General features: G+C 64.5%; 19 protein-coding genes. 11 read left to right on the top strand and 8 right to left on the bottom strand.

Features of this window, described 5'->3' with window-relative positions; translation table 11 throughout:
- Positions 1–176 precede the first annotated feature (176 nt).
- The 5 genes from ACI48I_RS04210 to ACI48I_RS04190 all read left to right on the top strand — a co-directional run bounded on the left by ACI48I_RS04210 (position 177) and on the right by ACI48I_RS04190 (position 5019).
- Positions 177–1391 (top strand): efflux RND transporter periplasmic adaptor subunit, encoded by a 1215-nt coding sequence (locus ACI48I_RS04210; protein ID WP_498573418.1) that lies wholly within the window; start codon positions 177–179, stop codon positions 1389–1391.
- Positions 1391–2152, top strand: coding sequence for an ABC transporter ATP-binding protein (locus ACI48I_RS04205; protein WP_193688780.1), 762 nt, complete (start codon positions 1391–1393; stop codon positions 2150–2152). The genes ACI48I_RS04210 and ACI48I_RS04205 overlap by 1 nt, the downstream gene beginning before the upstream one ends.
- Complete coding sequence (locus tag ACI48I_RS04200; RefSeq protein ID WP_227496719.1) at positions 2149–3372, top strand: ABC transporter permease; 1224 nt, start codon at positions 2149–2151, stop codon at positions 3370–3372. Before ACI48I_RS04205 ends, ACI48I_RS04200 begins: the two co-directional genes overlap by 4 nt.
- A gap of 34 nt (positions 3373–3406) precedes the next feature.
- On the top strand, positions 3407–3904 hold the full coding sequence (locus ACI48I_RS04195) for a hypothetical protein (protein ID WP_498573417.1): 498 nt from the start codon (positions 3407–3409) through the stop codon (positions 3902–3904).
- Positions 3905–4152: 248 nt separating this feature from the next.
- Positions 4153–5019: a hypothetical protein gene (locus tag ACI48I_RS04190; RefSeq protein WP_498573416.1), complete on the top strand. Its 867-nt coding sequence runs from the start codon at positions 4153–4155 to the stop codon at positions 5017–5019.
- A 30-nt stretch (positions 5020–5049) separates the two neighbouring features.
- Here the strand turns inward: ACI48I_RS04190 and ACI48I_RS04185 are convergent, their stop codons facing one another.
- The 7 genes from ACI48I_RS04185 to edd form a co-directional block, all read right to left on the bottom strand.
- Positions 5050–5487 (bottom strand): hypothetical protein, encoded by a 438-nt coding sequence (locus ACI48I_RS04185; RefSeq protein WP_498573415.1) that lies wholly within the window; start codon positions 5485–5487, stop codon positions 5050–5052.
- Between the two features lie 204 nt (positions 5488–5691).
- Positions 5692–6210, bottom strand: coding sequence for a Rhs element Vgr protein (locus ACI48I_RS04180; RefSeq protein WP_193688776.1), 519 nt, complete (start codon positions 6208–6210; stop codon positions 5692–5694).
- Between the two features lie 199 nt (positions 6211–6409).
- The gene (locus ACI48I_RS04175) at positions 6410–8707 is read right to left on the bottom strand and encodes a hybrid sensor histidine kinase/response regulator (RefSeq protein WP_498573414.1); all 2298 of its coding nucleotides are present in this window, start codon (positions 8705–8707) and stop codon (positions 6410–6412) included.
- A gap of 333 nt (positions 8708–9040) precedes the next feature.
- Complete coding sequence (locus tag ACI48I_RS04170; RefSeq protein WP_227496718.1) at positions 9041–9601, bottom strand: SRPBCC family protein; 561 nt, start codon at positions 9599–9601, stop codon at positions 9041–9043.
- Positions 9602–9690: 89 nt separating this feature from the next.
- Positions 9691–10377: a YceI family protein gene (locus ACI48I_RS04165; protein WP_498573413.1), complete on the bottom strand. Its 687-nt coding sequence runs from the start codon at positions 10375–10377 to the stop codon at positions 9691–9693.
- 6 nt (positions 10378–10383) lie between these two features.
- Positions 10384–11010: a bifunctional 4-hydroxy-2-oxoglutarate aldolase/2-dehydro-3-deoxy-phosphogluconate aldolase gene (gene eda / locus ACI48I_RS04160; RefSeq protein ID WP_498573412.1), complete on the bottom strand. Its 627-nt coding sequence runs from the start codon at positions 11008–11010 to the stop codon at positions 10384–10386.
- Between the two features lie 8 nt (positions 11011–11018).
- Positions 11019–12938 carry a phosphogluconate dehydratase gene (gene edd, locus ACI48I_RS04155; RefSeq protein WP_193688772.1) on the bottom strand — a complete coding sequence of 640 codons (1920 nt, stop codon included), beginning with the start codon at positions 12936–12938 and terminating at the stop codon, positions 11019–11021.
- 325 nt (positions 12939–13263) lie between these two features.
- Here edd and pgi point away from each other — a divergent pair, with 325 nt between their 5' ends.
- The 4 genes from pgi (at position 13264) to ACI48I_RS04135 (ending at position 18460) form a co-directional block, all read left to right on the top strand.
- Positions 13264–14907, top strand: coding sequence for a glucose-6-phosphate isomerase (pgi, locus tag ACI48I_RS04150; RefSeq protein ID WP_498573411.1), 1644 nt, complete (start codon positions 13264–13266; stop codon positions 14905–14907).
- 20 nt (positions 14908–14927) lie between these two features.
- Entirely contained in the window at positions 14928–15824 is an 897-nt protein-coding gene (locus ACI48I_RS04145; RefSeq protein ID WP_498573410.1) for an SMP-30/gluconolactonase/LRE family protein, read from the top strand.
- 301 nt (positions 15825–16125) lie between these two features.
- On the top strand, positions 16126–17601 hold the full coding sequence (gene zwf, locus ACI48I_RS04140; RefSeq protein ID WP_193688770.1) for a glucose-6-phosphate dehydrogenase: 1476 nt from the start codon (positions 16126–16128) through the stop codon (positions 17599–17601).
- A 4-nt stretch (positions 17602–17605) separates the two neighbouring features.
- Positions 17606–18460: an SIS domain-containing protein gene (locus tag ACI48I_RS04135; RefSeq protein WP_193688769.1), complete on the top strand. Its 855-nt coding sequence runs from the start codon at positions 17606–17608 to the stop codon at positions 18458–18460.
- Positions 18461–18469: 9 nt separating this feature from the next.
- Here the strand turns inward: ACI48I_RS04135 and ACI48I_RS04130 are convergent, their stop codons facing one another.
- A complete protein-coding gene (locus tag ACI48I_RS04130; protein WP_193688768.1) occupies positions 18470–19123 on the bottom strand; it encodes a TetR/AcrR family transcriptional regulator in 654 nt (217 codons plus the stop codon).
- A gap of 27 nt (positions 19124–19150) precedes the next feature.
- Between ACI48I_RS04130 and ACI48I_RS04125 the strand changes: the two genes are divergently transcribed.
- Positions 19151–19660: an ester cyclase gene (locus tag ACI48I_RS04125; RefSeq protein ID WP_227496716.1), complete on the top strand. Its 510-nt coding sequence runs from the start codon at positions 19151–19153 to the stop codon at positions 19658–19660.
- 31 nt (positions 19661–19691) lie between these two features.
- Positions 19692–20432, top strand: a complete 741-nt coding sequence (locus tag ACI48I_RS04120; protein ID WP_193688767.1) for an oxygen-binding di-iron domain-containing protein — start codon at positions 19692–19694, stop codon at positions 20430–20432.
- Positions 20433–20596: the final 164 nt, after the last annotated feature.

Raw genomic sequence — 20596 nt, 5'->3', positions numbered from 1 at the left:
AAAGATGGAATGGCGACATTTTAACGGATCGCCACCGCCATCTCGACGACCTGCGTGACCGGCGCCACATGCATATCCGATTTACCGCATGCATATCCGTTTTGCATTGCCGAGAAGACAAAAATCCCGGAGACTGGATTGATTGCTATTTGACATCTATTCAGACAGGCGGAACGATGAAGATCTTCACCAAAAAGCGCGCGCTGGTGGCTGGCGCCCTGCTCGTGGCGGGTGCGGCGGCCTTTGCGTATGCCAGGCACGGCAGCGAGCCGAAGACGCCGCCGCTGAAATACCGCGCCAGCGCGGTCGATACCGGCAGCATCACGCATACGGTCACGGCCACCGGCACCATCAATCCGGTGGCGCTGGTAAATGTCGGCTCGCAGGTTTCAGGCACCGTTGTCGAGCTCAATGCCGACTTCAACGACCGCGTGAGGAAGGGGCAGGTGCTGCTGAAACTCGATCCGACCATCTTCAATGCCCAGGTCGGCCAGGCACGTGCCAGCGTCGCCTCCGCGCAGGCCAACCTGCGCCTGGCCCTGGCCAGCTTCGAGCGCAACAAGCAGCTGGTGGCGCAGAATTTCGTGTCCAGCCTGGCGCTCGACCAGTCGCGCCGCGAGCTGGACGTGGCGCGCGCGAACCAGCAGCTGGCCGAGGCCCAGCTGGCGCGGGCGCTCGCGGACCTGAACAACAGCGTGATCCGCAGCCCGATCGACGGCGTCATCATCAAGCGCACGATCGACCTCGGGCAGACCGTGGCGGCCTCGTTCAACACGCCGAACCTGTTCCAGATCGCGAAGGACCTGACCAAGATGCAGATCGATACCAGCGTGTCGGAAGCCGACGTCGGCGCCCTGAAGGACGGCCTGCCGGCGCGCTTCGTGGTCGACGCCTACCCGAGCCGCGAGTTCAACGCCACCATGCGCCAGTTCCGCCTGGCGCCGAACGTGGTGCAGAACGTCGTCACCTATAACGTCGTGCTCGACGTCGACAACAATGACGAGCTGCTGAAACCCGGCATGACGGCGCAGGTGCGCCTGGTTGTCGACAACCGGCCAAAGGCCCTGCGCATCCCGACCGCGGCCCTGCGCTTCCGGCTGTCGGAAGAGGACCAGGAAAAGGAGCGCAAGGCGCTGGCCGCGGAGAAGGCGAACGGCGCCGCGAAGGAACCCGCGAACGCCGCGCCGCTCGACGACGACTTGGCCCTGCAGAACACGGGCGAAACGGCGCGCATGTTCAAGGTGTATAAACTCGATGCGAAGAACCAGCCGCATCCCGTGGACATCCGCATCGGCCTGTCCAACTTCCGCTATACGGAAGTCGTCAGCGGCGACCTGAAGGCGGGCGAGCGCGTGGTCACCCGTTCGGTCACGCCGGCCCAGGACATGTGATGACGGCCGCATCCTCCGACACCCTGATCGACATCCGCTCGGTTACCAAAGCCTATGTTTCCGGGAGCGTCGAGACGCCGGTGCTGTTCGGCGTCGACCTGCGCGTGGAGCGCGGCGATTTCATCGCGGTGATGGGCCAGTCGGGTTCCGGCAAATCGACCCTGATGAACATCCTCGGCTGCCTCGACCAGGCCAGCGGCGGCGATTACCTGCTCGACGGCCTCGATACGCGCGCCCTCTCGCGCCCGCAGCTGGCCGAGATCCGCAACCGCACCATCGGCTTCGTGTTCCAGAGCTTTAATCTCATCAAGCGCATGAGCGTGCTCGAGAACGTGGCGCTGCCGCTGATCTATGCGGGCGTGGCGCGCGGGCGGGCGCTGGCGAAGGCGAAGCAGGAACTCGAGCGCGTGGGACTGGGAGAACTCGGCAAGCGCACGCCGAACCAGCTCTCGGGAGGACAGCAGCAGCGCGTGGCGATCGCGCGCGCGCTGGTCGGCGACCCGCCCCTGATCCTGGCCGACGAACCGACCGGCAACCTCGACACCCAAACCAGCGACGACATCATGCGCGGCCTGCAAACGCTGAACACGCAGCGCGGCATCACCATCGTGCTGGTCACGCACGAACCGGACATCGCGGCCTGGAGCCGGCGCCTGGTGCGCCTGAAGGATGGGCGCGTGCTGTACGACGGCCCCGCCGCCGAGGGCCTGCGCCAGCTCGCAGCCAGCCACGAGCAGCTGCTTTCCGGGAGCCCGGCATGAAGCTGCTCCAGGTGATGGTCGAGGCCTTCCGCTCGATGGCGGCGAACCGCCTGCGCACCGCGCTGACGATGCTCGGCATCGTGATCGGCATCGCCTCGGTGGTGCTGATGCTGGCGCTGGGCGACACCATGCAGCGCTTCGTGAAGAAGGAAATGGAGGCGCTCGGCACCAACATGGTCTATGTATTCCCGGGCGGCGACCGCACCGAGGCACAGCGCATGCGCAGCGGCGCGGCGCCCTCGCTCACCCTGCTCGACGCGCAGGCGCTGGACCGCCTGCCCAGCCTGGCGGGCGCGGCGCCGGCGCTGCAGGGCAGCTTCAAGCTGGCGGCCGGGAACGAAACCTCGGGCAGCCTGGTGCACGGCGTGACGCCGGCCATGTTCAAGATCCGCAACTGGAAGGTCGAACAGGGCAGCATGTTTACCGACGACGATGTGCGCGCCGCCGCGCGCATGGTCGTCATCGGCCAGAAGGTCGCGGACCAGTTCTTCTACCGCCAGGACCCGCTCGGGCGCTACCTGCGCATCGAGAACGTCGCGTTCCAGGTGATCGGCGTGCTGCAGGGAGAAGGACGCCAGATCGACGGCGGCGACCTGTCGGAAATGGTGCTGGTGCCGATCACGGCGGCACGCGCCTACATGGTGCGCGGCCCCTTCCCCGACAACGTGCACTACATCGCGGCCCAGGGCAAGAGCGAAGGCGTGCTGGCCGATGCGGTCGAGGACATGAAGGAAACCCTGCGCGACCGCCACCGCATCAAGCTCGACGACCCGGACGACTTCCGCCTGCAGAACATGGCCAGTTTTGCCGCCACCGGCGCCAAGATCACCACCGGCATCGCCGCCCTGCTGGGCGTGATCGGCGGCATCTCCCTGGTGGTCGGCGGCATCGGCATCATGAACATCATGCTGGTCTCGGTGACGGAACGCACGCGCGAGATCGGCATCCGCATGGCGATCGGCGCCAAGCCGCGCGACATCCTGCTGCAGTTCCTGGTCGAGGCGGTGGTGATCTGCCTGGCCGGCGCCGCAGTCGGGATTGCGATCGCGGCGACCGGGGCGGCGGTGATCACGAAGCTGGCCGAGTTCGACGTGAAGGTGGGATTGAGCGCCGTGATCGTGGCCTGTGCGTTCGCGACGGCCGTGGGAGTGTTCTTCGGGTTTTATCCGGCACGAAGGGCGTCGCGCTTGCTGCCGGTGGATTGCCTGCGGCACGAGTAAGAGGCCGGGAAAGGACGGATGCATGAGGTGCGCGATGAATACGGCGGCGCTGGCAACCCTGGTCTGGCTCGGCGGACCGGCGACGGCGGCCGACTGGACGCTCAGGCTGGATGGCATCGGGCCGCTGCGAATCGGCATGCGTTTCGATGAAGCGAATGCCGCCGTGGGCAGCCGGCTCGCGGCAAGCGACCCGTCGCTGCAGGCTTCGCCAGGATGCGACGAGATCCCCCTTCCCATGCATCCCGGCGTCAGCCTGATGTTCATCGACGGGGTGCTCAAGCGCGTCGACGTATTTGCGGCAGGAACGAGGACGGCGAACGAGATCGCGGTCGGCGATCCTGTCGCCCGCGTCCACGCCATCTACCCGCGTGCCAGGCGCGAAGATCATTTCTACAATAGCGCTGAGCAGTACCTGACGGTCGACTCGGCCGACAGCCGCTATTCGCTCCGCTTCGAAACCGAGGGCGGCAAGATTGCGCATTTTTACGCCGGCGCCAGAGAACAAGTGCGCTATGTGGAAGGGTGCCTGTGAAAGAGCGCACCTAATTGATTCCAATAACAGATGCTTGCCTTCCGATAAGATTCATATCCCTGTTTTAAATATGTGATTCGTTTTAAATGGGGATTTAACTAATTTTCCAATGGGAATAAATATTCAAATAGTGAATGACTATTTATATTATTTTAACAGTATGCATAATTCATAATTTACCCCTGTATTTACACTAGAATTCATTCAGGCTCACTCTCGAGCCCGTCTGTAAAATATAGGGGATAATAATGAAAACCACACGAAAGCTGTCTCGTCTTTTCCAGTCTGCAATTCTAGTGGGAGCCTGTATTGCCACATACAATACAGCGCTTGCCCAAGGGAAAAACGGCACGACCCTGGCGGCCTACAAAACGATTGATATCTGCGCGGTGTCTGACGGCAACTGGCGTTATTCGGGGCTGATCACACTCTGGAACGAGGGCGCTGTGGATACCGTGGGCCTCGCCATCACGGACCAGATCCAGTACAAGACCGGAACCGACTGGGTCGGCGGTCCATATGTCAATCTAACCGTTCCAAGCTTCATCCCTGCCGCCACCACTGATGGCACCGCGACCGTCATCTCATATTCGGTTGACAACCTGCCTCTTCCGGGCACCATCCGGAACGTAGCCTCCATCACCATCATGAACCATTCCGGTGCGCTCGGCATACCCAAGGGACCGGAACCGAAAGCCACCTTCCTGGGCGAGGTGAAGCCTTGCGACTCCGTGGACACGGGCGGCTGCAGCTATACCCAGGGATACTGGGGAAGCAAGCCGAACGTTGTCTGGCCTTCTCCGTACGATCGCAGCGCGATGTTCTATTTGAGCGGAAAAACCTGGCAGGGAGTCATGGACAGCCCGGTAAAAAGCGCGCCGGGATATTATCAACTGGCGCAACAATATATTGCCGCGGTATTGAATGTCGCGAATAACGCATCTGCGCCACAAGGCGTCACATCCACCATCTCGTCCGCGGCGGCCTGGCTGACCGTTACCAGTCCCGCCGCTTGCAGTACCAAAGGAAGCTGCGGCATGCAAAAGGACTGGGCCGCCACACTGGCGCAATACAACGAAGGCAGTTACCCAGGCGGCCCTAAACACTGTGAGTAAGCTTTGCTTTCATACGCATCGCATGTTTAGCTAATTGGGCCTGGCGCCACACCCCGGTAGCAGGCGACTCTTTGCCAGGCAGAAGCGCGCGCGATAGTGGGTCGGTGTCGCCGCGCTTTTGCCGGGACGGGTTTCGATGTGTACGGTATAAGCAACCGCGCCTTCCAGCGTGGCCGCGGGCGTCTGCGGCAGTGCCGGCACCCGTCCGCCATACGGGATACACATGCTGAAACTGACGGGAAAGGTCCGCTCGCGCGGCATTGCCATCTGCCACAGGATGCGCCCCCCTGCGCTCACCCTGATAGCATGGAAGTCAGGTGTGCCGCCGCGTTCTTCCTCGCGTTCCGAGATCGTGAAGCACGGTAGCCCATTGGCATCCATCCGCACCTGTGCTTCGCCGACACGGCGCGTTGCCTGCGCGGGGAGCAGGAGCAGGCCGGCAAGGCACAGGGTCAGAGTTCGCTTCATCACGGGTTCGGAATGCAGGAGGGGTGGGCAGGAATAAGCCTAATTTGTTGCCGTAGCGCAGTATTGATGAGGATCAAACCTGGGAGGCCGGGCGGGCGAATGCGGCCGGCTCGACAAGGCTGTGCAAGGGATCGACAGCTGTTTGAACGTGTGGGCGGCGTTTCAGGCAGCCTGATCGCGCGCGGTCAGTTAGAGCCGCCCACCCTACGAAACGCGGCGACGCAGCGGCAGGTAAGCCAGGCGCCGGGCGAGACCGCGATGCAGGTTGGTGCGGCTGGCGGGGTCGGCCAGGAAATGCGAGAGGACCTGTTCGTACAGCGCCAGCTGTCCGGCATAGCGCCGCTGGCGCATCGCCTCCGGACGCTGCAGGAATTTCAGCACGAAGTAATCGGCCAGCAGGTCGCCCTGCGCTTCCATGTTGTAGTCGGCCAGCGTGGCGTCTTCATGCAGATCGTAGTGGTAAGGCAGCGCAATGCGCACCGCCCCGCGCAGGCGTACGGGGTAGCCCAGCTGGTGCTGCCAGACGTGCACCATCTCGTGCATGAACCAATGCTGGCCGGTGAGGCTGGCCTGCGCGTAGTCGTCGAGGAAGCAGGAATGGTGGAAGTACATGCTGCCGTTCGGCGTCATCGCGCAGTTCTTCGGCTGGAAGGGCATGTAGCGCCGGCCGTGGATGCGCACGCGCTCGTAGTCGACGGCATCGCGGAACAGCAGCGAGGCCATGGCGATTTCGCCTGCGGTGAGGGGACGCCACCGCTCTGAACGCGGGCGACGAAACGGTAGGGCATCCATTGCTTGCTTTTGTGAGATTGAGAAGCATGGCAATCTTAAAGCAGATCGCTCGAATGCCGTTTTAACACAGCTTCCTGGACACCAATGCCTCACAGTCGTCTGCCATTGGCGTCTGCCTGAAGCAATGCGCTCACAGGGCCGGTGCGCGAAGGTCGTGGCTGAAGCGCGCCGACAGCACGCGCAGGACTTTGTCGATGTCGACCGGCTTGGTAAGGTGGAGGTCGAAACCCGCCTCGAGGCTGCGCGCCTGATCGGCCTCGCTGCCCCAGCCGGTAAGCGCCACCAGCACGCGTGCCTGGGCGCCCGGCAAGGCCCGTAACAGCGATGCAGTCTCGTAGCCATTCATGCCCGGCATGCCGATGTCGAGGAACACCACCGCAGGGTCATGCCGCTTCACCATCTCTACCGCTGTCTGCCCGTCGTACGCGAGGAGTACCGCGTGGCCGCTCGTTTCCAGCACCATGGCCATGGTCTCGGCCGCGTCGCGGTTATCGTCGACGACCAGCACCCTGTAGCGCTCGATGGCGCCGGGACTCGCCGGCGGCGCGGCCCCGACCGGCTCCGGCGCGTCCGCACGCGGCAGCCAGATGCGGAACAGGCTGCCGGCGCCCGGGCCGGCGCTCTCGGCGACGACGCGGCCGCCGTGCATTTCGACCAGGCCCTTGACGACGCTCAGGCCGATGCCCAGCCCACCCTGTGCATGGCCCAGGTGCTGCTGCACCTGCGCAAACCGGTCGAACACGTGCTCGATCATATCGGGCGGGATGCCGATGCCGGTGTCGGCCACCTCGATGACCAGCATGCCCGGCTGGTCAGCCTCGCCTCCGCGCAGCGCCACGCAGCCTCCGCGCGGCGTGTACTTCGCCGCGTTGTTCAGCAGGTTGCCCACCACCTGGACCAGCCGGGTCGAGTCCCCCATGACCCATAGTGCAGGATCCACACCTTGCCAGATGACCCGATGGCCCTGCGCGTCGAGCAGAGCCTGCACGCCCTCCAGCGCTTGTTCGAGCACGGACTGCAGTGAAAGCGGATCCTGCCGCAACAGGATCTTGCCCTGCCGGATGCGCGCGATGTCGAGCAGGTCGTCGACCAGGTGCACCATGTGATCGAACTGGCGTTGCATGATGCCCAGCACCTGGTCCGCCTGGCTCGGCAGGCCGCCTTTGATATGCTGCAGCAAGTGCAGCCCGGTGCGCAGAGGTGCGAGCGGATTGCGCAACTCATGTGCGAGCGTGGCCAGGAATTCGTCCTTCTGGCGATCGGCTAGCTTGAGCGCCTCGCGCGTGCGTACGTAGTGGGTAATGTCGACACAAGCGCCGGTCATTGTCCGCGCGCGGCCAGTCGGGTCAAGGAAGGTCCGGCCACGATCGTACAGCCAGTGCACCGACCCATCCGGGTACACCACCCGGAGCTCCATCTCGAAATCGTCACCGTGATCGCGGCAGCGCTCGCACCGGCGGATCACCTCGGCGCGGTCGTCCGGGTGAACCAGCGCGATGAATTGGTCGAGGCTACGCACCGCCTCGCCGGGGCGCAGGCCGAACAGGCGGTCGAGCGCGCCATCCCAGGTGAGCCGGTTGTCCTGGATGTCCCAGTGGAAGGTGCCGGTGCGGCTGGCTTCCAGGGCCATCTCCATCGCCAGTTCGGTGGTCTTGCGGCTCGTGATGTCCATCGCCGTGCCGTTGGCGCGCACGCAGCGGCCGGCGGCGTCGAATAGTCCGCGTCCCTTGGCCGCAATCCAGCGTACCCGGCCGTCGTCGCGTCCCACCGCGCGGTACTCGACGTTGTAAAGCGCGCGCCGCTGCGGATCGCAGGCCGCCGCAAATGCGCCGGCCACTGTCGCCCGGTCGTCCGGATGCAGGCCCGCGTAGAAGTCGTCCAGCGACAGCGCTTCATCGGTCGTGATGCCGAACATGCTACGCAGCCCCGGCTGCCAGATCAGGCTGCCCTCGGGCACGTTCACATCCCAGAACGCGATTTCGGAAGCGTCCGTGGCCAGGCGCAGGCGTTCTTCGCTCTCGGCAAGGGCCTGCTGCGCTGCGCTCGCGGTGCGTGCATTGTCGGCGAGCATTACCGTCGAGGTGGTTTCGATCGCCGCGCAGAAGATGCCCGCGACCTGCCCGTCGTCATCCAGCAAGGGGGTGTAGGTGAAGCTGAAATAGTGCGGTCCGGGCGTCTCGCGGCTGGCCAGCCTGAACGGCCTGTTCTCGAATGACAGCGACTCGCCGCGCATGACGGCCTCGTTCAACAAACGTAGTTCGTCCCAGATCTCGCTCCAGACCTCGGCCATCGAATGGCCGAGCGCAGCGGGATGCTTGTCGCCGAGGATCGGGATGTAGCCGTCGTTGTAGAGCGAGATGTGGCCTGGCCCCCAGGCGATGAACATGGGCTGCTGCGCACGCAGCATCAGGCTCACGGCTGTCTTCAAGGACAGAGGCCATGATTCGCGTCGACCAAGCGGCGTTGTCGACCAGTCGTGGCTACGGATCAGTGCGCCCATAGCGCCGCCGCCGCGGAAGTGCGGCTGGTCATGGGGTTCGATCATTGGCAGGCTCGATATGTTGGCGGCGCAGGCGCGATTTGCACAAGTTGGTTGGGTTACGTCTGAATCTTCGGGACAAATGATAACACTCGACCCGGTCGCTCCCTGACTGCGGGACAGTGTAGCCGAGTAGTTGCCCGGTTCCAGTGGCCAGCGAACTAAAGAATGGCCACTACGGAAACCCACATCTCGAACCGCTGCACCGGTCACAACGATATGCTACTCCGGCCGATCCAGTCGCAACAACACTGCCGCCATCATCCTGGCAATATCCTTCCTTACCACGTTCGTTCCGATTATCCCCGGCACATCGAACTTCGGCACGATGGTCGCGTTGTATGCCACCCTGGTGCCGGTGGCGCCGGCCAAAGGACTCAGCTCCCAGCTGGCGCGGTAGACTTTCATGTCGCCGTCGACCAGACTGATGTCGATGCGATCCGGCGCCCGTTCATGCACCTGCACCACCAGGCGGATGGTCCGGCTGAAAAACAGAAAGCGGGCGGTGCCCAGCTGTTCGACAATGAGGCTGTCGCCATCGCGGGACACGACGCGCGCGCTTTTCAGATTGGGCAGGTAATCGGCAAAATGGTTGTAATCGGTGAGGACACGCCAGACAGCGGCCGGCGCGGCCGCCACCGTGCCGCTCGAAGCGATCTGGTAGACCTTGTTCCCTTCGGCGGCGTCGACGCGCTCCACGTTCAGTTCGAACCTGGGCGCGCCAGGCTGCGCTGCCACCGGGGCGGCGCTCCAGGCCCACAGGGCGCACCCGAGCAGGAGCATGTTTGCAATGCGATGTAGCATGCGCCGAGCGTAACATGTGGATGGGCTTGCGTCACACGATTGCAGCGCGCTGCGTTGGCGAATGGCCTTCAGCGCCGTGCGACGACCTGGTAGCGCACCTCGAGCTCGTCCTGTACCGACAGCAGTCCGCCCCCTACCGAAAACGGCGTGATGCCGAAATCCGTTTGCTTCAGGCGCGCCGTTCCGCTCGCGACGACCTGGGCCGGGTCGACCTGGACCGTGGCCGGCAGCGCCAGCCAGCGCGTGACGCCGTGCAGCGTGACGGCGACGCGTAGCCGGCCGTCGGCCTGCTGCTGCGCATGCAGCGTCACCAGCGGATAGCGCTGCGCCTCGAGCACCGGACCGAGCATGTTGGTGCGCGTGCCCTCGACCGCCGGTGCCGAGGGTTGCTTGTCGATGCCCGCGTCGCGCAGCAGTTGCGGCTCGTCGACGCTCATCTCGTCGAGACGGAAAGAAAGGTCGGCGCTGCCCGCGCCAGGTGCGACCTGGCCCGCCAGCGTGCGGCTGGCCACCACGTGGTCGTGTCCGAGCCGCGCCATCAGGCCTGCGCGGCGTACCGTGACGGCCACCAGCGAGGCACGCGGATCGACTGCGTAGACGGCGGCACCACCGGAAGCCGCCCCGGCGCGGTAGGGGCTCGAATCGGTTCCCGGGCCCGGCGCCGGCGGCGCCAGCTGCTGCCCGCAGGAGACCAGCAGCAGCAACGGGAGGAGGCGCAGCATGGCGACCGGCCCGGGTGCCATGATGCGCTTCATGCGGGCTTACTTGCGCAGGGCCGCTGCGGCTTTCGCCAGCTCGGTGATGCGGTTCCAGTCACCGGCCATGATCGCATCCTTCGGGGTCAGCCACGAACCGCCGACGCAGGCCACGTTTTTACACGCGAGGAAGGCGGGCGCGGTATCGATCGAGATGCCGCCGGTCGGGCAGAAGGTCACGTCCGACAGCGGACCGGCGATCGCGTTGAGCATGCCGACGCCGCCCGCCGGCACCGCCGGGAACAGCTTCAGTTCACGGAAACCGGCTTCGCGCGCCGCCATCACTTCCGACGGCGTCATCACGCCCGGCAGCAGCGGCAGGCCGCTCTTTTTCGCCGCTTCGATGAGGGCGGGCGTCAGGCCCGGCGAGACGCCGAACACGGCGCCGGCGTCGCGCGCGGCGGCGAATTCCTCGCCTTGCGTCAGGGTGCCGACGCCGACGATGGCGCCTTCAACCTGCGCCATGTCGCGAATGGCCTGCAGGCCGTGGGCGGTGCGCAGGGTCACTTCCAGCACGCGGATGCCGCCTGCCACCAGGGCTTTTGCCAGCGGCACGGCGTGGGATGGATCGTCGATGGCGATCACGGGGATCACGCTCGCCGAGCGCATGATGTCGAGTACGGTCATGGTCATGGTCATGCTCACTTCGGGGTTTTGAACAGGAAGTCTTCGTCGGAGCCGGGCATGATTTCGCCGCTGTCGGCGCCTTCATGCAACGGTACGGTGGTGTGGCGTGGCGAAGGCAGCGGGAAGGTCGCCGCGCCCTCTTCCGCCACGCTGCTGTGATGGCGGAACATGCCGAACAGGTCGCGGCCCATGCCGATGTGGCTGGCGGAGATGTCGGCCGTGACCTGCTTGCGCTGCTCCCAGACCTCGGCCGGGACCAATGCTTCCAGGGTGCCGGTGGCGGCGCAGACGCGGATGATGTCGCCGTCGCGCACCTTGCCGAGCGGACCGCCGGACAGGATCTCCGGCGACACGTGGATCGCCGCCGGCACCTTGCCCGACGCGCCCGACATGCGGCCGTCGGTGACCATCGCCACGCGGTGGCCGGCGTCCTGCAGGTTCGACAGCGCAGGCGTGAGCGCATGCAGTTCCGGCATGCCGTTCGCGCGCGGACCCTGGAAGCGGATCACGGCGACGAAGTCGCGGTTCAGGTGCCCCGCTTTATACGCATGCATGAAGTCTTCCTGCGAATTGAAGGTCAGTGCAGGCGCTTCCACGGTCTGGTGTTCCATCTTGACGGCCGAGACCTTCATCACGGCGCGGCCGAGGTTACCCTTGACCAGCACCATGCCGCCGTTGCTGCTGAACGGGTTCGAGGCCGGACGCAGCACGTCTTCGTCGCCGCTCTGCGCGGGCACGTCGCGGAACACGGCGTTGCCGGCTTCGTCCAGGAAGGGTTCCTTGCAATGCTTGCGCAGGCCGTGGCCGAGGATGGTGTTGACGTCTTCGTGCGCCAGGCCCGCATCCAGCAGTTCGCGGATCACGAAACCAGGGCCGCCTGCGGCCTGGAAGTGGTTCACGTCGGCGTCGCCGTTCGGGTAGATGCGGGTCAGCAGCGGCACCACTTTCGACAGTTCGTCGAAGTCGTTCCAGTCGATGACGATGCCGGCGGCGCGCGCGATGGCAACCAGGTGCATCGTGTGGTTGGTCGAGCCGCCGGTCGCGTGCAGCGCGGCGATGGCGTTGACGATGCTTTTTTCGTCGACGACGTGCCCGACCGGCATGTAATGGCCACCCTGCTGGGAAATCGCCACCGCCTGCTGCGAGGAGGCGCGCGTCAGCGCGTCGCGCAGCGGCGTGCCCGGCGTGATGAAGGCCGAACCCGGCAGGTGCAGGCCCATCATCTCCATCAGCATCTGGTTGCTGTTGGCGGTGCCGTAGAAGGTGCAGGTGCCGGCGCTGTGATAGGACTGCGATTCGCACTCGAGCAGCTCGTCGCGCGTGGCCTTGCCCTGCGCGTAGAGCTGGCGCACGCGCGCCTTCTCTTTATTCGACAGGCCGGTGGTCATCGGGCCGCCCGGCACGAACACGGCCGGGATATGGCCGAAGTGCAGCGCGCCGATGAGCAGGCCCGGGACGATCTTGTCGCAGATGCCGAGGTAGAGGGCGGCGTCGAACATGTTGTGCGAGAGCGCGACCGCGGTCGACATGGCGATGGTGTCGCGCGAGAACAGGGACAGTTCCATGCCCGGCTGGCCTTGCGTGACGCCGTCGCACATGGCCGGCACGCCGCCCGCGAACTGGGCCACGGCGCCGATGTCGCGCACGGCGTCCTTGATAATCTTGGGGAAGTATTCGAACGGGTGGTGCGCCGACAGCATGTCGTTGTACGAGGAGACGATCGCCACCGATGGCTTCTTCTGCTCGCGCAGTTTCAGTTTGTCGTTCTCGGGGAAGGCGGCGAAACCGTGGGCCAGGTTGGTGCAGGCGAGCGCGCTGCGCTGTACGCCGCCAATCCGCGCCGCCTCGAGGTGCGCCAGATAGGCCGCGCGCGAGACGCGGCTGCGCTCGATGATCCGGTTCGTTACCTTTTCAACTACGGGGTGCAGCGCCATAATCGTTCCTTCGAAATTGGATTCTGAAATTTTACTACGAAATGGGAATGGGATTGTGGCAAAGGCTCGCTTTTCGACTTGCCGCCGTGCGTAACGCGTGGGCTCGGGGAGCCCACCCTACGGTGCGCAACCTCCCGGGAAACAAAATTATCTTGTTGGCCGCTGTGTAACGTAGGGTGGGCTCCCGAGCCCACGCGTCAACACCGCCCGGTCAATGGCAATGCTATCAACACCGACAGCGTCCGCACGCCTCGACGTGTAGTGAATTTACTTCCCATTCCTGTATCATTCGATAATCTGTTCAAAACAACATCGCCCGCTCAACATGACCGCCATTCCACTGACCAGCACGCCCAGCTTCCAGGCCCTCGAAACCCACGCCGTCGAGGCCGAAGACTGGGAGATGCGGCATCTGTTCGCGGCCGATCTGCAGCGCTTCGAGCGCATGTCGATCGAGGCCGCCGGCCTGTTCCTAGACTATTCAAAAAACCGCCTTGACGGGCGCACGCTTGAACTGCTCGCAAGCCTTGCGCGCGAGCGCGGCGTCGAGGCGCGCCGCGACGCGATGTTCGCCGGCGAGAAGATCAACAACACCGAGAACCGCGCCGTCCTGCACACCGCCCTGCGCGCGCCGCGCGATGCGCAACTGAGCGTCGACGGCCAGGACGTCAGCGCCGACGTGCACGCCGTGCTGGCGCGCATCAAGACCTTCACCGATGCCGTGCGCAGCGGCGACTGGCTCGGCCACACGGGCAAGCCGATCACCGACATCATCAACATCGGCATCGGCGGCTCCGACCTCGGCCCGAAGATGGTCTGCCTGGCGCTGCGCCAGTACAGCCATCCGAGCCTGACCATGCACTTCGTCTCCAACGTCGACGGCCACGACATGGACGCGGCGCTCGAGAAAGTGAACCCGGAAACCACGCTCTTCATCATCGCCTCGAAAACGTTTACGACGGCCGAGACCATGATGAATGCGCAGACCGCGCGCATGTGGTTCCTGGCCCATGCGCAGGAAGAGGCGCTTGCGAAACACTTCGTCGCGGTCTCGACCAACGTGGAAGCCATTAAAAAATTCGGCATCGACCCGGCCAACATGTTCCCGTTCTGGGACTGGGTGGGCGGCCGCTATTCGGTGTGGTCGGCGATCGGCCTGCCGGTGGCGCTCGCCGTCGGCTTCGGTTATTTCTCGGACTTCCTGGCCGGCGCCCATGCGATGGACCAGCATTTCCGGACCGCGGCAGTGGAAGAAAACATGCCGATGCTGCTGGCCCTGGTCGGCTTCTGGAACCGCCAGTTCCTCGGCTGTACCTCGGTCTCGATCGCGCCCTACCACCAGGACCTGAACCGCTTCCCGGCCTACCTGCAGCAGCTCGACATGGAGAGCAACGGCAAGCGCGTGACGCGCGAGGGCGAGCCGGTCGATACCCCGACCTGTCCCGCCATCTGGGGCGAGCCGGGCACCAACGGCCAGCACGCCTATTTCCAGCTGCTGCACCAGGGCACGGACGTGACGCCGATCGATTTCATCGCCGCCCTCCGTCCGGCGCACGAGCTGCAGAACCACCACACCGCCCTGCTGGCGAACTGTTTCGCCCAGTCGGAAGCCTTCATGAAGGGCAAGACGATCGACGAAGTGCGCCTGGACCTGCAGGGACAAGGCCTGTCGCTGGGCGAGATCGAGCGCCTGGCGCCCCATAAGACCTTCCCCGGCAACCGGCCGAGCAACACGATCCTGATGGAATACCTGACGCCGGCCACGCTGGGCGCCCTGATCGCGCTCTACGAACATAAAACCTTCGTGCAGGGCGTACTGTGGGACCTGAACAGCTTCGACCAGTGGGGCGTCGAACTGGGCAAGGTGCTGGCCAAACAGGTCGAGGCAGAGCTCAAGGGCGAGCCGCGTCCGGAACAGCACGACAGCTCCACCAATGGCCTGATCGCCCGCGCCAAGGCCGCGGTTTGAGCACGAACGTGAGTGACACCATGAAAACCGTGAAAATCGACGTCATCCACGACGAAGCGATGCAGGTGGGCGAGTGCCCATTCTGGCACGACGTGGAATCGGCCCTGTACTGGGTCGACATCAATGGCATGACCGTGAACCGGGTGCACCCGGCGAGCGGCAAGTTCTCGTCCTGGACGATGGCCTCCGAACCCTCGGCGATTGCCGCCGACGGCGACAACAACCTGGTCGTCGCCACGCGCCTGGGCTTCGTGCGCCTGAACACGACCAGCGGCGAGATGACCGACATTTGCCCTGCCCCCTACGACACGGCAATCACGCGCTTCAACGACGGCCGCGTGGATCCTGCCGGGCGCTTCTGGGTCGGCACCATGTACGAACCGCGCGACAAGCCGGCCGCCGACATGTACGTGCTCGAGCGCGATAGGCTGCGCCTGGCCTGGTCGGGCAACATGACCAATTCGAACGGCCTGGCCTGGACGCCGGACGGGCGCACCATGTTCCATGCCGATACCACCAGCCACCGCATCGACGTCTACGATTTCGATGCCGCGACAGGAGAGGTGGCGAACGGGCGCAATCTCGTGACCTTCTCGACCGACAAGACCTCGCCGGACTATGGCGGGCGTCCGGACGGCGCCGCGGTCGATGCCGAGGGCAATTACTGGGTCGCGATGTTCGAGGGCGGGCGCTTGCTGAAGCTCTCGCCGACGGGCGAACTGCTGCGCGAGATCGAGCTGCCGCTGCGCTGCCCGACGGCCGTCGCCTTTGGCGGGGCCGACCTGCATACCCTGTACGTGACCAGCGCCAGCCATGGCCGCTCCGCCGCCGAGCTGGAACAGTATCCGCTGACGGGCAAGGTGCTGTGCATGCGCATGGATGTGGCCGGGCAGGTGCAGGCCGAATACAAGCGCTGATCGTTTCACATGGTGGGCGGCTCCACCCGCCGGCTTGCGCTTACGCGGCCTCGACGCCGCCCACGCGTTCAACCGGCCGAAAACTGTCGCGGTATTCATCCGTGCGTCGAACGCGTGGGCGGCGCAAATCTCTTCGCTGATCAGGCGGCATGGTGGAGCCGCCCACCCTACGCGAACGCGCCGTTCGCCACGCTTGTGGCACCATAAACCGCATTCACGTAGTAGAGTTTCTTGCCAAGAGCATATTCATGTAGTAAATTTACATGCACTGCCCTTCTCACTATCTGCGACTGACCACACTATGGCAATTTCCGATTTCGACCTCGTCCTCTTTGGTGGCAGCGGCGACCTTGCAATGCGCAAGCTGCTGCCTGCAATGTATGCACGCGATGTCGCCAGCGACCTGCCCGCCAGCGCACGCATCATCTGCGTGGGCCGCGACAAGATGCCGCAGGACGAATTCCTGAACTTCGTCGACAGCCACTCGAAGCAGCACATCAAGGACCAGGACAGCGTCGACGAGAACAAGTGGCAGCACTTCCTCGAGCGCATCACGTATATCGACCTGGACGCCACCGACGCCGATACCTTCGGCCCGCTGGTCGAAGTCCTCCGCAAGGACGACGCGATCACGCGCGTCTACTACCTGGCCACCCCGCCCCACCTGTTCGCCCAGATCTGCGACAACCTGGCCGCCACCGGCCTGGCGACCCCAAGCTCGCGCGTGGTGCTGGAAAAGCCGCTCGGGCGCGACCTGGAATCCGCCAAGCAGATCAACCTTGATGTGGGCAAGGTCTTCGCCGAATCGCAGATCTACCGGATCGACCACTACCTCGGCAAGGAGACCGTACAGAACCTGCTGGCGCTGCGCTTCGGGAACGTCCTGTTCGAGCCATTGTGGCGCCGCGAATGGATCTCCGACGTGCAGATCACGATCGCCGAGAAGATCGGCGTGGGCAACCGCCTCGGCTACTACGACAACTCGGGCGCCCTGCGCGACATGCTGCAGAACCACCTGCTGCAACTGCTGTGCATCGTCGCGATGGAGCCGCCGACCTCGATTTCTCCGGACGCCGTGCGCGACGCCAAGCTGCAGGTGCTGCGTTCGCTGAAACGCTTCACGCCGACCACGCTGGCGCAAAACATCGTGCGCGGCCAGTACCGCGGCGGTTTCGTGGACGGCAAGGCCGTGCCGAGCTACCGCGACGAGCCGGACGCGCCGAAGCAGTCGAAAACCGAGACCTTCGTCGCCATGAAGGCCGAGATCGACACCTGGCGCTGGGCCGGCGTGCCCTTCTACCTGCGCACCGGCAAACGCATGGCCGACCGCCTGGCCGAGATCGTCGTGCGCTTCAAGCAGATCCCGCATTCGATTTTCAATCAGCCGACGTCGAGCTTCCAGCCGAACAGCCTGGTGATCCGCCTGCAGCCGGACGAGGGTTTGTCGCTGAACCTGATGGCGAAGACCCCGGGCGACAGCATGCGCCTCAAACAGGCGGAACTCGAACTCGATTTCCGCGAGCAGTTCAAGGCGCCGCGCATGGAAGCCTACGAGCGCCTGCTGCTCGACGTCCTGCGCGGCCAGCTGACCCTGTTCATGCGCGGCGACGAGCTGGAAGCGGCCTGGGAATGGGTCGAACCCATCCTCGACCACTGGGAGCAGGACGACACCGCGCCCGTGCCGTATGCCTCCGGCACCTGGGGCCCTGCCGCATCCTCCGCTCTGATCGGCCGCGACGGCCTGCAGTGGCGCGAAGAAGCGCTGCCCGAGGACTGACCCGATGCTGCTCGACTCGATCCGCACCCAGCTCGATTCGCTCTCGAAGTCCGAGAGAAAAGTCGCGCTGGCCGTGCTGGAAGCGCCCGCCGCCACCGTCAGCCAGAACATCACGGCGCTGGCGAAAAGCGCGCAAGTGTCGGAGCCGACCGTCGTGCGCTTTTGCCGCACGCTCGGTTACGACGGCTGGCACGAGTTCAAGCTGAAACTGGCGCAGGGACTGGCGCTGGCTTTGCCGAGCGCGAACGAGCAGCCGGCCCAGGACGATCTCGCGGCGGACCTGGTGAACAAAATCTGCAGCCGCTCGATCAACACCCTGCTCGACCTGCGCAACAACCTGAATGCCGAGTCGGTGCAAAAGGCGCTCGACATCCTGTCGCGTGCCAAGAAAATCGAGTTCTACGGCCAGGGCACGTCCGGCATCGTCGCCGCCGACGCCCAGCACAAATTCTTCCGCTCGGGCGTGCCCACCGTCGCTTACGCCGACCCGGCGATCCATTCGATCGCGGCCGCCCTGCTGCGCGAAGGCGATGCGGTGGTGGCGATCTCGCAGCGCGGTAACAATCCGCAGCTGGTGCGCTCCGCCAAACTGGCGCGCCGCGGCGGGGCCGACGTGATCGTGCTGGCGCCGTCGGGCACCCCGCTGGCGGACATGGCGTCCGTGCTGATTCCGATCGACCTGGTGTTTAACATCGACCCCTACACGCCGATCTCTGCGCGCCTGGCCTACCTGGTCGTGATCGACGTGCTGGCCGTGGGCCTGGCGCTGCAGCGTGGGCCGGAATTCCGCAAGAAGATGCAGAACGCGCAGAAGGCGCTGCAGGAATTCGACATGCAGTTCGATTCGTTCATCGGCTAGGCAGGGTACTTAGCGGCCTGCTTCGGCCAGTGCCTGGCGTACCAGCGACTGGGCCGCCCAGATGCTCGCGGCCACGGCCTCTTCCCTCGATGCGCCCGCAACGTCGCGCATCGCCAATATCGCTTCCGTCCCCATCGTCATCGCCAGGGCCGTGCGCAAGCGCGACCTGGCGGCGTCATCGAGCCGGTCGGCGAGACTGGCCACAATCGGATCGATGTAGTTCATCCGCCTTGCCATCCGTGCGGGCCGCTCCTCCGAGGCATTGTCCAGCCACATCTGCATGAAGGCGCGCTCGACGATATGCACCCCCGCCTCGTCCCCCAGCAGCAGCCGGTTCATGGCGTCGGCAGCGCGCCCGGCCGCCTGCACCGGCTCGGCGCCGGGCGCCATCACTTCATCGAGCGGGACGACGCCGCGCCCAAAATAGGCTTCATGGATGAGTGCATCGACCGAAGGAAAGTAGCGGTAGGCGGTGGCGCGCGACACCATGGCCTTCCTGGCGATGTCCTGCAGCGTCGGCTGCTGCCCGGCCTCGCTTAAAACGAGTGCGGCATCGAGCAGCGCCTGGTAAGTGCGCTGTTTCTGGCTGGCCCGCCCCGCCTGGAGATTGGTGCGCGATACCGTGGAAGGCGGCTGGATGGCGCTTGACGTTTGGTTTGGCATGGTCTAAAAATAAGACAGGCGTCTCATATGAGACACCTGTTTATTATAGCCAAACGAGGCTTTTCTACACATATTCAGGAAAAAATCATGGCTGTGTTGACACAATCTCAATTCGATTCACTGATCGACCGGCATTTCCGCTATGAGGCGGAGGACGATGTCGACGGTGTGCTGTCCACGCTGGTAGACGATCTCACCCACGACCTGGTGGGCTGGCCGGCCGGCGTCTCGCGCGACAAGCAGGCAGCGCGGGCATTCTATGACCAGATGTTCGCAGACCTTGCGGGCGAAAAGGTAACGCCCGTCAAGCGCCTGTACGGGGAAGACTTCGTCGTGGACGAGAGTATCTGGCACGGGCGGGCCGTCGGCAACCCGATGGGCATTCCCGGCCACGGCAGGCCGCTCAGTTTCCGGATCCTGCACATTTTCGAAGTCGCCGCAGACGGCAGGATCAGGCGCGAAAATGTCTGGCTCGACCAGGCAGCGATTATCCGGCAGCTGTCGGCGCCGGTCGAGCCGGTCGCCGTCCCGGCCTGAACACGCTTGTCGTCTTTGCCTGGAGCTTGAAATGGCCATTACCAATGTAGCTGCCGGTACCAATGTTCATGAGATCGCCGACGGCGTCTATCGCATCAATACGCCGGTGGGCCTGGTACCGGGCGGGTTTTCATTCAACCAGTACCTGGTCGTGGATGACCAGCCGCTTCTGTTTCATACAGGGCCGAGAAAGATGTTTCCCCTGGTGAGGGAGGCGGTCGAAAGCGTCATTCCCGTCACCCAACTGCGGTTCATTGCCCTCTCGCATTTCGAAGCGGATGAATGCGGTTCGATCAACGAGTGGCTGGCGGCCGCTCCGCAATCCGTTCCCTTGTGTAGCCGGGTGGCGGCCATGGTCTCGGTCAACGATTTCGCGGACCGGCCCGCCCACGCAATGGGCGACGGCACCGAGCTCGTGCTGGGCAAACGTGCGGTCAAGTGGCTCGACGCACCGCATTTGCCCCATGGCTGGGAAACGGGCTTCCTGATGGATACCCGGACCAAAACGCTGTTCTGCGGCGATCTGTTCACCCAGGGCGGCACGGGTGTCGCCGCATTGACCGGCGACGACATCCTGGAGAACAGCGAAGCATTTCGCCAGCCCATGGATTATTTTTCGCATTCGACCAATACGCGGCAGCTGATCGAACACCTGGCCGCCGAATCGCCCGGCACCCTGGCATGCATGCACGGCAGCGCCTGGCACGGCGATGGCGCCAGCCTGCTGCGTGCGCTCGGTGAACGGCTCATGAGCAGCCCATCGCCGCAATGACGATGCCCTGCGGCCCCCGGCCTTTGCGCCGGCGGGCCTGCGCTGCCGCCGCTGTAAACAGATATTCCCCCGGTGCCTGAGGAAAGCCAGGCCCTGCTTTGACCGTATAATGCCTTTTTACCAAAAAGTCATGTCATGCGGTCGTCCCCTGGTTTGGCCCTCTC

Source organism: Massilia sp. LXY-5, assembly GCF_059801075.1.
The sequence above is the reverse complement of the archived record's forward strand: the minus strand, read 5'-3'. Positions and strand labels throughout refer to the sequence as shown.